This window comes from Variovorax sp. 10L426 (assembly GCF_056395305.1).
The window spans coordinates 1-13,645 of sequence record NZ_JBFTJF010000029.1 but is presented as its reverse complement, the minus strand read 5'-3'; the positions used below and the strand labels follow the sequence as shown (position 1 = coordinate 13,645).

Annotated in this window: 12 protein-coding genes; 4 read left to right on the top strand and 8 right to left on the bottom strand. The window is 67.3% G+C overall.

The window, feature by feature from the left end; genetic code table 11:
- Positions 1-81: 81 nt before the first annotated feature.
- Positions 82-1,296 (bottom strand): pyridoxal-phosphate-dependent aminotransferase family protein, encoded by a 1,215-nt coding sequence (locus tag AC1DHL_RS27775; RefSeq protein ID WP_478164081.1) that lies wholly within the window; start codon positions 1,294-1,296, stop codon positions 82-84.
- Positions 1,297-1,406: 110 nt separating this feature from the next.
- Here AC1DHL_RS27775 and AC1DHL_RS27770 point away from each other — a divergent pair, with 110 nt between their 5' ends.
- Positions 1,407-1,907: a DUF3761 domain-containing protein gene (locus AC1DHL_RS27770; protein ID WP_478164080.1), complete on the top strand. Its 501-nt coding sequence runs from the start codon at positions 1,407-1,409 to the stop codon at positions 1,905-1,907.
- 7 nt (positions 1,908-1,914) lie between these two features.
- On the opposite strand, the gene AC1DHL_RS27765 is transcribed toward AC1DHL_RS27770, so the two are convergent.
- Complete coding sequence (locus tag AC1DHL_RS27765; RefSeq protein ID WP_478164079.1) at positions 1,915-2,682, bottom strand: pseudouridine synthase; 768 nt, start codon at positions 2,680-2,682, stop codon at positions 1,915-1,917.
- 87 nt (positions 2,683-2,769) lie between these two features.
- Here AC1DHL_RS27765 and AC1DHL_RS27760 point away from each other — a divergent pair, with 87 nt between their 5' ends.
- Positions 2,770-3,657 carry a DMT family transporter gene (locus AC1DHL_RS27760; RefSeq protein WP_478164078.1) on the top strand — a complete coding sequence of 296 codons (888 nt, stop codon included), beginning with the start codon at positions 2,770-2,772 and terminating at the stop codon, positions 3,655-3,657.
- Here AC1DHL_RS27760 and kdpE read toward each other — a convergent pair.
- The 6 genes from kdpE to kdpF are packed head-to-tail and all read right to left on the bottom strand — an operon-like array spanning position 3,620 to position 11,715.
- Entirely contained in the window at positions 3,620-4,312 is a 693-nt protein-coding gene (kdpE, locus tag AC1DHL_RS27755) for a two-component system response regulator KdpE (RefSeq protein WP_478098811.1), read from the bottom strand. The genes AC1DHL_RS27760 and kdpE overlap by 38 nt on opposite strands.
- A 7-nt stretch (positions 4,313-4,319) precedes the next feature.
- Positions 4,320-7,082, bottom strand: coding sequence for a DUF4118 domain-containing protein (locus AC1DHL_RS27750; RefSeq protein WP_478164077.1), 2,763 nt, complete (start codon positions 7,080-7,082; stop codon positions 4,320-4,322).
- A 45-nt stretch (positions 7,083-7,127) separates the two neighbouring features.
- The gene (kdpC, locus tag AC1DHL_RS27745) at positions 7,128-7,706 is read right to left on the bottom strand and encodes a potassium-transporting ATPase subunit KdpC (RefSeq protein WP_478098814.1); all 579 of its coding nucleotides are present in this window, start codon (positions 7,704-7,706) and stop codon (positions 7,128-7,130) included.
- A 9-nt stretch (positions 7,707-7,715) separates the two neighbouring features.
- The gene (gene kdpB, locus AC1DHL_RS27740) at positions 7,716-9,815 is read right to left on the bottom strand and encodes a potassium-transporting ATPase subunit KdpB (protein WP_478164076.1); all 2,100 of its coding nucleotides are present in this window, start codon (positions 9,813-9,815) and stop codon (positions 7,716-7,718) included.
- On the bottom strand, positions 9,806-11,617 hold the full coding sequence (gene kdpA / locus AC1DHL_RS27735) for a potassium-transporting ATPase subunit KdpA (RefSeq protein ID WP_478164075.1): 1,812 nt from the start codon (positions 11,615-11,617) through the stop codon (positions 9,806-9,808). Before kdpA ends, kdpB begins: the two co-directional genes overlap by 10 nt.
- The gene (kdpF, locus tag AC1DHL_RS27730; protein WP_478098820.1) at positions 11,617-11,715 is read right to left on the bottom strand and encodes a K(+)-transporting ATPase subunit F; all 99 of its coding nucleotides are present in this window, start codon (positions 11,713-11,715) and stop codon (positions 11,617-11,619) included. The genes kdpA and kdpF overlap by 1 nt, the downstream gene beginning before the upstream one ends.
- 366 nt (positions 11,716-12,081) lie before the next feature.
- On the opposite strand from kdpF, the gene AC1DHL_RS27725 reads away from it, so the two are divergent.
- Both AC1DHL_RS27725 and AC1DHL_RS27720 read left to right on the top strand, forming a co-directional pair.
- The gene (locus AC1DHL_RS27725) at positions 12,082-12,345 is read left to right on the top strand and encodes a hypothetical protein (RefSeq protein ID WP_478098822.1); all 264 of its coding nucleotides are present in this window, start codon (positions 12,082-12,084) and stop codon (positions 12,343-12,345) included.
- 141 nt (positions 12,346-12,486) lie between these two features.
- Positions 12,487-13,461 (top strand): Bug family tripartite tricarboxylate transporter substrate binding protein, encoded by a 975-nt coding sequence (locus AC1DHL_RS27720; RefSeq protein WP_478164074.1) that lies wholly within the window; start codon positions 12,487-12,489, stop codon positions 13,459-13,461.
- Positions 13,462-13,645 lie beyond the last annotated feature (184 nt).

Below are 13,645 nucleotides of genomic sequence, written 5' to 3'. Positions count from 1 at the left end.
CAATTCGGGAAGAGGCTACGCCGGATTTATGAGGCACGCATGAGCGCGCAGTCTGGTGGCCCGCCCGGCGGCAGGGGCAACTCAGTCGGGAGTCGCCCGCCCTCTTTCGGAAAGCGTCCGCTCCAGTGCGGCCATCCCGACAGGAACATTCAGACTCGCCCCATTGGCGACCAGGCTGATCCCCAGCGCATGCAGAGTCCTGAAAAGGTTGTGCTCTCGGCATTGCTCGCCCATTTGGCCGATACGCAGGATATTCAGGCCGAACGATCCGGATATTTCCACTTTGTGGACGCTGGACATGTAGGCGCGGGCGCCATCGGCCGAAACGGAGTCCGGCACGTTGATGCCGACCACCGAGTTCAGCCGGGAGGCCTTGTCGACCAGCAGCGTCAGGCCCATCGCCTCGATCCCCGCCTGCAGCGCCTCGGAGCAAACCAGATGACGATGAAAACGCGCCTCCAGCGTCTCTTCGCACACCAGGCGCAGCGCCTCGTGCAGGGCCAGGATGCCGGACACGGGCGCGGTGTAGTGGTAGGAGTTCTGGTTCCAGAACTTGTCCGCGAGCTTGGCATCGAGGCACCAGTGCGGCAGGAGGCCCTTGCGTCGCTCGATCGCCTCCCAGGCGGCTTGTGAGAACGCCAGCAACGAGACGCCAGGGATCGAAGACAGGCCCTTCTGGCCGCCTGTAATGACGGCGTCGATCTGCCACTGATCCATGTCGAGGCGCATGGTGCTGAGCGTGCAAACCGCGTCGACGACCACGAGGCACCCACGGGCCTTTGCCAGGGCTGCAATGGCCGGGAGTTCCCGGTTCCAGACCGTGTTCGAGGTCTCGCCTTGAACGATGGTGAGGACGTCGTAAGCCTTGGCTTGCAGCTGGGCCCCCACCAGATCGGGACTTGCGCTTTGATTTCCCGGTATCTCGAGAACGTCCACGTCTCCGCCTACACGACGCGCCATTTCGGCCATCCGCTGACTGAAATACCCGTTCGCGACACTCAGGACCTTGGAGCCGGGAGCCACCAGGTTCGTGATCGCCATTTCCATCGCCGCGGAACCGGGCCCCGCCACACCGAGAACATGCGGCGATGTGGTCTGGAAAACGTACCGCCCCATGGCCTTCACTTGATCGATGACCTTGCCCATCGTCTCGCCGAGATGGTTGATGACGATGGAGTTTGCGTAGGCCACCCGGTGCGGAATCGGAACGGGACCGGCGCCCATCATCAATAGCGGTTCGTCGGGCAGGATGCTTTCGAGGGGGCTGACATGTGGCGGCGGAAAGAAGTGAGTCATGGATTTCGCTGATGGTTGGGTTTCTTGACGGCAGCTTAAGTCAGCTTCTGCTGGGTTCGGCCCCGCAACATGGCCTCGTCTAGTCACACATCGTTTCAGGAGCAGTCGGGATGAAGTTTTCCCTCAGGGCGACGCTGGCCGTGGCCGGCATGCTGGGCGCTTGGAGCGCCCAGGCACAACAACTCCCGCCGGACGCACCGGCCGGGACCACGGTCCAGTGCAAGGATGGCAGCTATGCGGCGCCCGACTCCAAGTCGGGCGCCTGCCATGGCCACAAGGGCATCAAGACCTGGTATGGGAAGGCGGACGCCAAGGGCGCTGCAGCGGCACCTGCGCCAGCGGCTGCGGCGCCAGTTGCAGCCGCCCCGGCCGCCGCGGCGGCTGCACCCGCCGCGACCACGGCCAAAGCCAGGACGATGCCGCCAGACCCCTCCAAGATGACGGCGGCACCCGGCGGCGGCGCGGGCAAGGTCTGGGCCAACGATGAAACCCAGGTCTACCACTGCATGGGCGATCGCTACTACGGCAAGACCAAGAAGGGCGAGTACCTGACCGAAGCCGACGCCAAGGCCAAAGGCATGCACCCTTCCCACAACAAAACATGCACCTGAAGGCGGCCTAGAAGCGTTCTTGGGGGCCTAGGTAGCGCCATTGGCCAACCGGGAGGTTGCCCAGCACCACATTGCCGATACGGATGCGCTTCAGGCCGACGACCTTGAGGCCGACGAGTTCGCACATGCGGCGGATCTGGCGTTTCTTGCCTTCGGTCAGCACGAAGCGCAACTGCTCCGGGTTCTGCCAATCGACACCGGCCGGCTTGAGCGCCTGGCCGTCGAGGCTCAGGCCGTGGCGCAGCTTCGCGAGTTCCTCGCGCGGAAAAGCCGCCTGCGAGTTCTGCGCGACCGGTCCGTAGGAGACACGCACCAGATACTCCTTTTCGATCCCCGAGTCCTCGCCGATCAACTGGCGAGCCACGCGGCCGTCCTGCGTCAACACCAACAACCCCACCGAATCGATATCGAGCCGGCCGGCCGGCGCGAGACCGCGCAGTTGCGGCGGCGAGAAGCGGTTGCGGCTCGGGTCTTCGCGCCAGTGCGTGCGCGGATTGATCAGCACCACCGCCGGTTCATGACCGTCCTCGGCCTGCCCGCTCACGTAGCCCATGGGCTTGTGCAGCAGGATCGTGACCTGTTGCTGCTGCTGGTGATGCGCCTTCTTGTCGACTTCGATGCGATCGGTCGGCGTCACCTTGACGCCCATCTCCGCCACCCGGCCGTTGACCTTGACCCAGCCCTGCGCGATCCAGTCGTCGGCCTCGCGGCGCGAGCACAGGCCCAACTCGGCCATGCGTTTGTTGAGACGGGAGGGTTCGGGGATATCGGACATGAATCGGCGGCGGTCGGGTAGCCAAAGATTCTCCGTGATTCGGCGCCGGTGTTCCAATCGCACTTCCATCGGCTTCCATGGCGCTCGATGAATCTGGTCATCCTTACTTCGCTTGCGATGTTTGCATTCGCCGGCAACTCGCTGCTGTGCCGGCTGGCGCTGCTGCATACCGGCATCGACGCTGCGACCTTCACTTCCGTGCGCCTGGTCTCGGGCGCGCTGGTGCTCTGGTTCATCGCATCGCAACGCGCGCCGCGCGGGACTCGCCTCGCTGGCGGCTGGCTTGCGGCCCTGGCCTTGTTCGCCTACGCGGAAGCCTTTTCCTTCGCCTACCTCAACCTGTCGGCGGGCACCGGTGCGCTGCTGCTCTTCGCGGCGGTGCAGCTCAGCATGATCGGCTGGGGGCTGTCCCGGGGCGAGCAGTTCACACGGGCGCAGCTTGCCGGCTTCGTCCTGGCTGTCGGCGGCCTGGTCTTCCTGCTGCTGCCCGGCCTGTCGGCACCGCCCCTCGGCGGCGGCTTGTTGATGGCGGCGGCCGGCGTGGCATGGGCGATCTACTCGCTGAAGGCCAAGGGCGCCGGCGACCCCACGAACGCCACCGCAGGCAACTTCATCCGCGCCGCGCCCCTGGCGTTGGCTGTCAGCGCCGCGACGCTGCCTTCGATGCACTGGAGCTTGGCGGGCATCGGGTACGGGCTGGCTTCGGGCATCCTGACTTCCGGCCTCGGCTACGTGATCTGGTATGCCGCCCTGCGCGACCTGAAGGTGACCAGCGCCGCCACCGTTCAGTTGAGCGTGCCTGTCATCGCGGCCTTCGGCGGCGTGGCCCTTCTCGGCGAAACCGCAAGCTTGCGCCTGGTGATCGCCTCGGTGCTCGTGCTCGGCGGGGTGGCGATCGTGCTGCTCGCGCGCGGCCACGCGCCACGGGGCAGCACGCTCAAGCCATCAGCCGATAGCCCACCGCCGTCTCGGTGAGCAAGTGGCGCGGCTGCGCGGGATCGGCTTCCAGCTTCTGCCGCAGATGGCCCATGTAGATGCGCAGGTAGTGGCTCTGCTCGCCGTGCGAAGGCCCCCACACCTCGTGCAGCAATTGGCGTTGAGTCAACACCCGGCCCGCGTTGGCGACAAGGACCGACAGCAGACGGTACTCGGTCGGCGTCAGATGCACCTCGGCACCCCCGCGCCGCACCAACCGCGCGGTACGGTCCACCTCGATCTCGCCGAAGCGAAACACGGGCTCGGGCTCCTCGCCGCCAGTTGCCGCCCGCGGCCGGCGCAGGTTGGCGCGAACGCGGGCCAGCAGTTCGCCGGTGCCGAAGGGCTTGGTGAGGTAATCGTCGGCGCCGGCGTCGAGGGCCGCGATCTTGTCGGCCTCGTCCGTACGGGCCGAGAGCACGATGATCGGCACGCCCGACCATCCCCGAACGTCGCGAATGAGCGAGACCCCGTCGCCGTCCGGCAACCCCAGGTCGAGCACCACCAGATCGGGCTGGCGCGTGCCGGCGGCGGCGAGGCCATCGCGCAGCGAGCCGGCCTCGTGCACTTGCCAGCCTTCGGCTTCCAGCGCACCGCGCACGAAGCGGCGGATCTGGGGCTCGTCCTCGATCACGATGGCGGTGGGGCTGGGCATGGCGGTTTCAGGCGGAAATTCGGGTCGGTTCCGATGCCTCCAACGGCACCGGCGGTGCGCGACGTGGCAGCGTCACGGTGAATTCTGCCCCGCCGCCCACGGCATTGGCGGCCGCGATCTCGCCGCCATGCGCACTCACGACCGCCTTGCAGATCGCCAACCCCAGTCCGACGCCCGGCGTGGCGGATTCCGCCTGGCCGCGCGTGAACTTGTCGAACAGGGTCCGCTCGCGCCCCAGGAGTGCCGACGGCAGGCCCGGGCCGTGATCGCGCACGCTCAATACCAGCGCGCTGTCGGTGACGCGAGCGCCAACAACGACCGGCGGCGCGCCGTATTTGCCAGCGTTCTCGAGAAGGTTGACCAGCACACGCTCGATCAGCACCGCGTCGAATTCGACCAGCGGCAGATCTGCCGGCAAGGCCGTCTGCACTGCCATGTCGCCGAGCGCGGGCCGCGCCGCGCGAATGGCCGATCCCACCACCTCCTCTACCGACTGCCAGTCGCGCCGCAGGTTGACGGCGCCGCCGGCGATGCCGCTTTCGAGCCGCGCCATGTCGAGCAGGTTGCTGACGAGCGCATGCAGCTGATGCGCCTGCGCGACGATCGCGCGCGCCACGGCGCGATGCTCGCCACCGGGATCCGGCAGCGCCTGAAGCGACTCCGCCAGCGCAATGAGCGCGGTCAGTGGCGTGCGGACGTCGTGCGAAATGGCGCCGAGCAGCGCATTGCGCAGCCGCTCCGACTCCATCTCGACCACGGCCTGCTGCGCCACTTCGACGTAGTGCACGCGCTCCAGCGCGATCGCGATCTGCCGCGCCAGGGTGTCGAGCTGCCGGGCCTGCTCCGGGATCAGCAGCCACCGCGGCTGCGCGGGTTCGAGCGCGAGCACGCCGCGCACCCGCATCGGTGCCTTCAGCGGCACGTAGTGCCAGGGCTGCGCCGCCAGCGTGCTCGTCGCGAGTCCAGCCGGCTGACCCTGGCGGAAGGTCCAGTCGGCCACGCTCGGGTCGAAGCCGGACGGAGGCTGGTCGGGCATCACGAGGCGGTCGTTGGCGTCCGTCACCAGCACCAGTGCGTGGCCGCCGAAATGCCCTTCCACCGCGGCCGTGCCGAGTGCCGCGACCTGCGCGCTCTCCAGTGCTGCGGAGAGCTCGCGCGTCAGCTCGAACAGCGATTGCGCCCGCCGCTCACGGCTCGCCGACACACCCGCCGCGAAGCGCAGGCCCGCCGTCAGCTGCCCGACGAGCAGACCGACACCCAGCATGACGCCGAAGGTCACCACGTACTGCACGTCGCTGACAGCGAACGAGAACCGCGGTGAGACGAAGAAATAGTCGAAGGCGGCGACGTTGAGGGCCGCCGCCAAGGCAGCCGGGCCGCGGCCGAACCGTATCGCCACGCCGACCACGCCGAGCAGGAACAGCATCACGATGTTGGCCAGCTCGAGCACCCCCGCGAGCGGCAGCGCAAGCAATGTGATCGCGATGCTGCTGGCCGTCGCCCATGCGTAGCCGGGCCACCGCGCACGCGGGCGGTCGGCATCTTCCACCTCCAGCTCACCGCGCCGCACGCCCGGACGGACTTGCGCGAGACGGCGCGAGCTTTCGGCGCGCGCGACTTCGACGATGTCCACGCCCGGCGCGAGACGCGCCAGATCATGCGTCAGCACGGGAGACCAACGCCAGCGTGCCAAGCCCGTGGCCGGCTCCGGACGCCCCACGACCAGCGTCGCGCAATTGAGCCGCTGCGCCTGCCCCGCGAGTTCCTTGGCGATGTCGACGCCGGTGAGAACCGCCGTCTCCGCGCCCAGCTCCTCGGCCAGCTTGAGCACGGCGAGGATGCCGTCGCGCTGCTTCGCGTCGAGGCGCTGCAGGCGCGGCGTCTCGACGTAGGCCGCGTGCCAGCGCACGTTGAGCTGACCGGCCAGCCGGGCCGCCGTGCGCACCGTCTGGCCCGCCCCCTCGTGCGGACCGACGCACGCGAGGATCGCGCCCGAAGTGTTCCATGCCGGGGGGCCAGCGTCGCCCTGCGGGCCGGACTGCTCGACGCGCCAGCCGCGCACGTCGTCTTCCACGTGCTCGGCGGTGCGGCGCAGCGCGATCTCGCGCAGCGCGATGAGGTTGCCCTTGCGGAAGAAGTTCTGCGCCGCCCGCTCGGCCTGCTGCGGCATGTAGACCTTGCCTGCCGCAAGCCGCGAGGTGAGTTCGTCGGGCGTGACATCGACGAGCACCACCTCGTCGGCCTCGTCGAGCACGGTGTCGGGCACGGTCTCGTGCACGCGCACGCCGGTGATCGCGCCGACCGTGCCGTTGAGGCTTTCCAGATGCTGGACGTTGAGCGCCGACCACACTTCGATGCCGGCCGCGACCAGTTCCTGCACGTCCTGCCAGCGCTTGGCGTGGCGCGAACCGGGTGCGTTGGTGTGGGCCAGTTCGTCGACCAGCAGTACCGCCGGCTTGCGCGCGAGCGCGGCGTCCAGATCGAACTCGGCGAGCTTGTGACCGCGGTAGGCGACTTCGCGCAGGGGCAGCGTGTCGAGTCCGGCGAGCAGCGCTGCGGTCTCGCTGCGTCCATGCGTTTCGACGACGCCGATCAGGACATCGCGCCCGGCCGCGCGTTCACGCTGGGCTGCGCTCAGCATCGCCCAGGTCTTGCCGACGCCCGCGCTGGCGCCGAAGTAAATGCGCAGCTTGCCGCGCTGCGCGCGCTGTTCGTCCGCGCGCAACTGCGCGAGCAGGGTGTCGGGATCCGGGCGGAGATCGTCGTTCATGAGGCGATGCGCCGCAGGTTAGCGCATCAGCGCCATTCCTCCGGCTCAGGGCGAAGGTTGCGCATCCAGCGCGAGATTGAGCGCCAGTACGTTCACGCGCGCCTCGCCGAACAGCCCCCACAGCCGCAACTCGGTGTGCGCGTCGATCAACTGCTCGATCTGGGCAACTGGCAGATTGCGCAGCCGCGCCACGCGCGGTGCCTGGTAGCGGGCGGCAGCCGGACTGATGTCCGGATCGAGCCCGCTCGCCGAGGCTGTGACCAGATCCACCGGCACCGGCACCGTGTTGCCCGGATCGGCTGCGCGCAGCGCTTCGATGCGACCCTTGACGGCGTCGGCCAGCGCCGGGTTCAGCGGCCCCTGGTTGGCACCGCCGGATGAGGCCCCGTTGTAGGGCATCGGCGATGTCGCCGACGGGCGGCCCCAGAAGTGCTTGGGATCAGTGAAGTTCTGCCCGATCAGCGTGGAGCCGACCGGTACGCCGTCGCGAACGATCAGGCTGCCGGCAGCCTGCGCCGGAAAGACTGCCCGCGCGGCGCCGGTGACGGCGAGCGGATAGACGATGCCCGTGAGCGCGCTGAGCAGCACGAACAGCACGAGGGCGGGACGAAGAATGTTTTTCATGGGAGATCCTCAGGCCAGATGCACAGCGACCAGCAGCCAGTCGATCAGCTTGATGCCGAGGAATGGGACGATCAAGCCGCCGAGTCCGTAGATCGCCAGATTGCGCCGCAGCAAGGCCGCAGCGCCGACGGGCCGGTAGCGCACGCCCTTCAGCGCCAGCGGAATCAGGAACACGATCACCAGCGCATTGAAGATCACCGCCGACAGGATGGCGGACGACGGGCTCGCGAGCCGCATCACGTTGAGCGCGGCAAGCTGCGGATAGGTCGATACGAAGATCGCCGGAATGATGGCGAAGTACTTCGCGACGTCGTTGGCGATCGAGAAGGTCGTGAGAGAGCCGCGCGTCATGAGCAACGCCTTGCCCGTTTCCACCACTTCGAGCAGCTTGGTCGGGTTGGAGTCCAGGTCGACCATGTTTCCGGCCTCTTTCGCGGCCTGCGTGCCGCTGCCCATCGCGACAGCCACGTCGGCCTGCGCGAGCGCGGGCGCGTCATTGGTGCCGTCGCCGGTCATCGCGACCAGGCTGCCGTCGGACTGGTAGCGGCGGATCAGCGCCAGCTTGTCCTCGGGCGTGGCTTCGGCGAGGAAGTCGTCGACCCCGGCCTCGGCGGCAATCGCGGCGGCCGTGAGTTTGTTGTCGCCGGTGATCATCACGGTCTTGATGCCCATGCGGCGCAGTTCCGCAAAGCGCTCCTTGATGTCGGTCTTGACGATGTCCTTGAGCTCGACGATGCCCAGGACGCGGTTGCCTTCTGCGACTGCGAGCGGCGTGCTGCCACGGCGCGCGACTGCGTCGGCGGCGCGCAGCACCTCGGCCGGCATGGCGCCGCCGATCGCTTCGACATGCTTGCGCACGGCGTCGACCGCGCCCTTGCGAAGGGCGACCACGTCAGCGTCCAGGCTGTTCGGTGCAGGCGGCAGATCCACGCCGCTCATGCGCGTTTGCGCCGTGAAGGGCACGAAGTGCGCGCCTTCGGCGCCGTGGTCTGCGGTGCCGCCGCGACGGGCCAGTTCCACGATGCTGCGGCCTTCCGGTGTTTCGTCGGCCAGCGATGCCAGCAGCGCGGCGCGCGACAGCTTTTCCTGCGAAATGCCAGGCGCAGTGAGGAATGCACTGGCCTGCCGATTGCCGTGCGTGATGGTGCCCGTCTTGTCGAGCAGCAGCACGTCGACGTCGCCCGCGGCTTCGACCGCGCGACCCGAGGTCGCGATCACATTGGCCTGCATCATGCGGCTCATGCCCGCCACGCCCACCGCCGACAACAGCCCGCCGATGGTCGTGGGGATCAGGCACACGAGCAGTGCGACCAGGGCGGTCATCGACACCACCGTGCCCGCGCCCACGGCGCCGACGCTGAACACCGAGTAAGGCAGCAGCGTCGCGGTGACAACCAGGAACACGATGGTCAGCGCGACCAGCAGGATCGTGAGCGCGATCTCGTTCGGCGTCTTCTGGCGCTTGGCGGCCTCGACCATGCCGATCATGCGGTCGAGGAAGGACTCGCCCGGGTTGACCGAGATCCGCACCACCAGCCAATCCGACAGCACGCGCGTGCCGCCGGTCACGGCCGAGAAGTCGCCGCCCGCCTCGCGCACCACGGGGGCAGATTCGCCGGTGATCGCGCTTTCGTCGACCGAGGCCACGCCCTCGATCACCTCGCCGTCGAGCGGGATCACGTCATGCGTTTCCACCAGCACGACATCGCCGCGGCGCAGTTCTGGCGCCTGCAGTGGCAGCCACTTGCCGCCGTGGAAAGGCTCGACCATCTTCTTGGCCCAGGTGTCCTTGCGCAGTCCGCGCAGCGAGGCCGCCTGGGCCTTGCTGCGGCCTTCGGCCAGGGCCTCGGCGAAGTTGGCGAACAGGACGGTGAACCACAGCCAGATCGACACCGCCAGCACGAAGGTGGCCGACATGCCGGTCTCGCCGGGATAGCTCAGCGAGTGAACCCAGAGCAGCGTCGTGAGAATGCTGCCGATGTAGACGATGAACATCACAGGGTTGCGCCATTGCACGCGCGGGCTCAGCTTGGTGACCGATGCCCACAGCGCCGGGCGCAACAGGACGGGGTCGAGCAGCGAGAGCGAAGTTTTCGTTTTCATGTCCATGACTTCCAGAGCATCAGGTGCTCGACGATCGGACCCAAGGCCAGCGCCGGTACGTAGTTGAGCAAGCCCACCAGGAGCACGGTGCCGATCAGCAGCGTCACGAACAGCGGTCCGTGCGTGGGCATGGTCCCGGACGTCACCGGCAGGCGCTTCTTGGCGGCCAGTGCGCCGGCGATGGCGAGCACCGGCACGATGACGCCGAAGCGTCCGAACCACATGACGATGGCCAGCAGCGTGTTGTAGAAGGGTGTGTTGACCGAGAGCCCGGCGAAGGCGCTGCCGTTGTTGTTGCCGGCCGAGGTGAACGCGTACAGGATTTCCGAGAACCCATGTGCACCGGGGTTGGCGATACCGGCCTTGCCCGCGTCCGCGATCACTGCGACGGCAGTGCCTGCAAGCACAAGGATGGGCGTGACCAGAATCGCGATCGAGGTCAGTTTCATCTCGTAGATCTCGATCTTCTTGCCGAGGTATTCAGGCGTACGCCCGATCATCAGCCCCGCGATGAAGACCGCGAGGATCGCGAAGATCAGCATGCTGTAGAGGCCCGTGCCGACGCCACCGAAGACGACCTCGCCGAGTTGCATCAGCACCAGCGGCACCATGCCGCCCAGCGGTGTGAACGAGTCGTGCATCGCATTGACCGCACCGCACGACGCGGCGGTGGTGATGGCGGCAAACAGGCCCGATGCGGCGATGCCGAAACGCACTTCCTTGCCTTCCATGTTGCCGCCCGCCTGCAGTGCGCTGGAGACCTGGTCCGCGCCCAGCGCACCGATCAACGGGTTGCCGGCCTGCTCCGCGGGAATGACCACGATCACGGCCGCGACGAAAAGTACCGTCATCGCCGCAAGCACAGCCCAGCCTTGGCGCAGATCGCCGACCACGTGGCCGAATGCGAAGCACAGCGCAGCCGGGATCAGGAAGATCGCCAGCATCTGGACGAAATTCGACAGCGCCGTCGGGTTCTCGTAGGGGTGCGCGGAATTGGCGTTGAAGAAGCCGCCGCCATTGGTTCCCAGCATCTTGATCGCCTCCTGGGAAGCGACGGGGCCCATGGCGAGCGTCTGCGTGGTAGTGGTCGCGGCTTCGGTCACCGGATTGCCTTGCGCATCCTTGACCGGTTGGCCCGCGGCATCGACCTTGGGGTTCTGGTAGGCCGTGGCCTCGATGGTGGTCACGGTCTTGTAGGCATCGAAGTTCTGGATGACGCCCTGCCCGACGAAGAACATGGCGATCACGAACGAAATCGGCAGCAGCAGCCACATCGTGACCCGCGTCACGTCGACCCAGAAGTTGCCAACGAAGCCCTTGCCGTCGGTGTTGCGCGCCGCGAAGCCGCGTGCCAGCGCGAAAGCGACCACGATACCGGTCGCGGCGGAGAAGAAGTTCTGCACCGTGAGCCCGAGCATCTGCGTCAGATAGCTCATCGTCGATTCGCCGGCATAGCCCTGCCAGTTGGTGTTGCTCACGAAGCTCACCGCGGTGTTGAAGGCCGAGTCCGAAGACACGGCGGTCATGCCCGCGGGATTCAACGGCAGCAACGCCTGCAGGCGTTGCAGGCCGTAGACCGCCAGCGCGCCGATCGTATTGAAGGCCAACAGCGCGACGGCGTAGCCGCGCCAGTGCATCGATTGCCCGGCCGAAGTGCCGGCAAGCTTGTAGAGCGGTGCTTCGATACGCTGCATCCAGCTCGGCAGGCGCCCATCGCACAGAACGGCGAGGTAGCGCCCCAGCGGCCAGGCGAGCACGCCGAGCACGACCAGATAGAGAGCCAGCAGGCCCCAGGCAGAGGCGTCCATCAGAATTCCTCCGCGCAGATGAGCGCGAATACGAGGTAGGCGAACAGGATCACGGCGATCAGGCCGCCGAATCCGTAGACAACTTCAAGGCCGATCACGGACGTTCTCCCCTTGGCGTTTCGAGCTTGAAGAGCCCGGCCACCATGCCGACCATCACGATCCACAGTGCCGCCAGCGCGGCAATCCATACGATGTCCATCCAATCACTCCTGCATGCGAGACAAGGGCTTCAGTCTCGGCAAGAGCGCGTAAAAAGGGGGAACAGACTCGACGCGAGGCCGTAAAGAAAGCGTAAATACGCGCGGCAAAGGGGCACGACGGGCGGCAGCGAAGGCGCCAGGCGTGCGCGATTTCACACAAGCATCCGTTGTTGCAATGGCGCCCGCAGCCGCGTGAAATCGTTGCTATCTGCCGGTTCGCATGGTGCGTACAACCCTTCTCCACGTGATTCGAAAGGGCACACCATGGATACCGAAGCCATCGCACTGGTCGTCGACGAGCCGATCGCAGGCCACTTCTACTGGGTCCTCCAGAAGCAGGACGGCGCCGACTGCCGGCCCATCGACGCCGCCGAAGGCCCGATGCCGACCTACGGCGCGGCCATGATGGCCGGCATCGCCGCGCTGCAGCGCCGTGCCGATGCACGCGGCCCGGACGCCGGCGGCGTACCCATCGTCACGGCCTTCGTGGACCCGTTCGAGGATCTCGGACCGCCCACCGTCCACTGAACGCCCGGTCCGCCGCGGCGGGCTCGCGATTCGATACGGCGGTCATCTCGAATTGCGAGTCCTCGGGCAGTCTCGTTCCGGCACACTGACGGCGCATCCAGCGCCGCACCTTGCCGGCACCCCGAACGACGAGACACCCCCATGATCCGAAAACTCCTCACCGCCATCAGCGCTGTCACCGTGGCACTGGCCTTCACCGCCGCCGCGCAAGCCCAGACCTATCCTTCCAAGCCGATCCACATGATCGTGCCGTTCCCGCCGGGCGGCGGCACCGACATCCTCTCCCGCCTGGTCGCGAACAAGCTCACCGAAGTCAGCCACTGGACCGTGGTGCCCGACAACCGGGCCGGTGCCGGCGGCACGATCGGTATCGCCGAAGCGGTGCGTGCGGCACCCACCGGCTACGAGATGGTGATGGGCCAGAAGGACAACATGGTCGTCGCGCCCTGGCTCTACAAGAACCTGAGCTACGACCCCACCAAGGACCTCACGGCCGTCGCGCACGTGGCCTACACCCCCGTGGTCATCGTCACGCGCAGCGATTCGAAGTTCAAGACGCTGGCCGATGTCGTCAACGCGGCGCGCGCGGCGCCCGACACCATCACCTACGGCTCGCCCGGCAACGGCACGACCATCCACCTGGCCGGCGAGATCTTCAACACCGCCGCCAACATCAAGATGCGGCATGTGCCCTACAAGGGCTCCAACGCCGCGATGATGGACGTGCTGGCCGGCAACGTCGACCTGATGGTGTCGTCGCTGCCCTCGGCGATGGGCCAGATCAAGTCGGGCAAGTTGCGCCCGCTGGCCGTGACCTCCCTGCGCCGCAGCAGCTCGCTGCCTGACGTGCCGAGCGTGGCGGAACTGGGCTACAAGGATTTCGACGTGAGCACCTGGTACGGTCTCTTCATGCCCGCCGGTACGCCGAAGGACATCGTCGCGAAGGCCAACGCCGAAGTGAACAAGCTGCTCGCGACGCCCGACATGAAGGCGGCGATCATCGCCCAGGGCGCGGAGCCGCAGAGCATGACGCCCGAGCAACTGGCCACGCTGCTCAAGAATGACTACCAAAAGTGGCGCAGCATCGTTCAGGCCTCTGGCGCAACCATTGAGTAGCACCCCCAGGTTGGCTCACTTCGTGTAGCCGCCCACCCCCTTGCAGGGGGCAACACCGGCGGCCCGGCGAAGCCGGTTCCGCGGTGTTCATGTTGCTCGCCCCCAGGCTCTCTCACTTCGTGTAGACGCCCACCCCCAACCGGGGGCAACACCGGCGGCCCGGCGAAGCCGGTTCCGCGGTGTT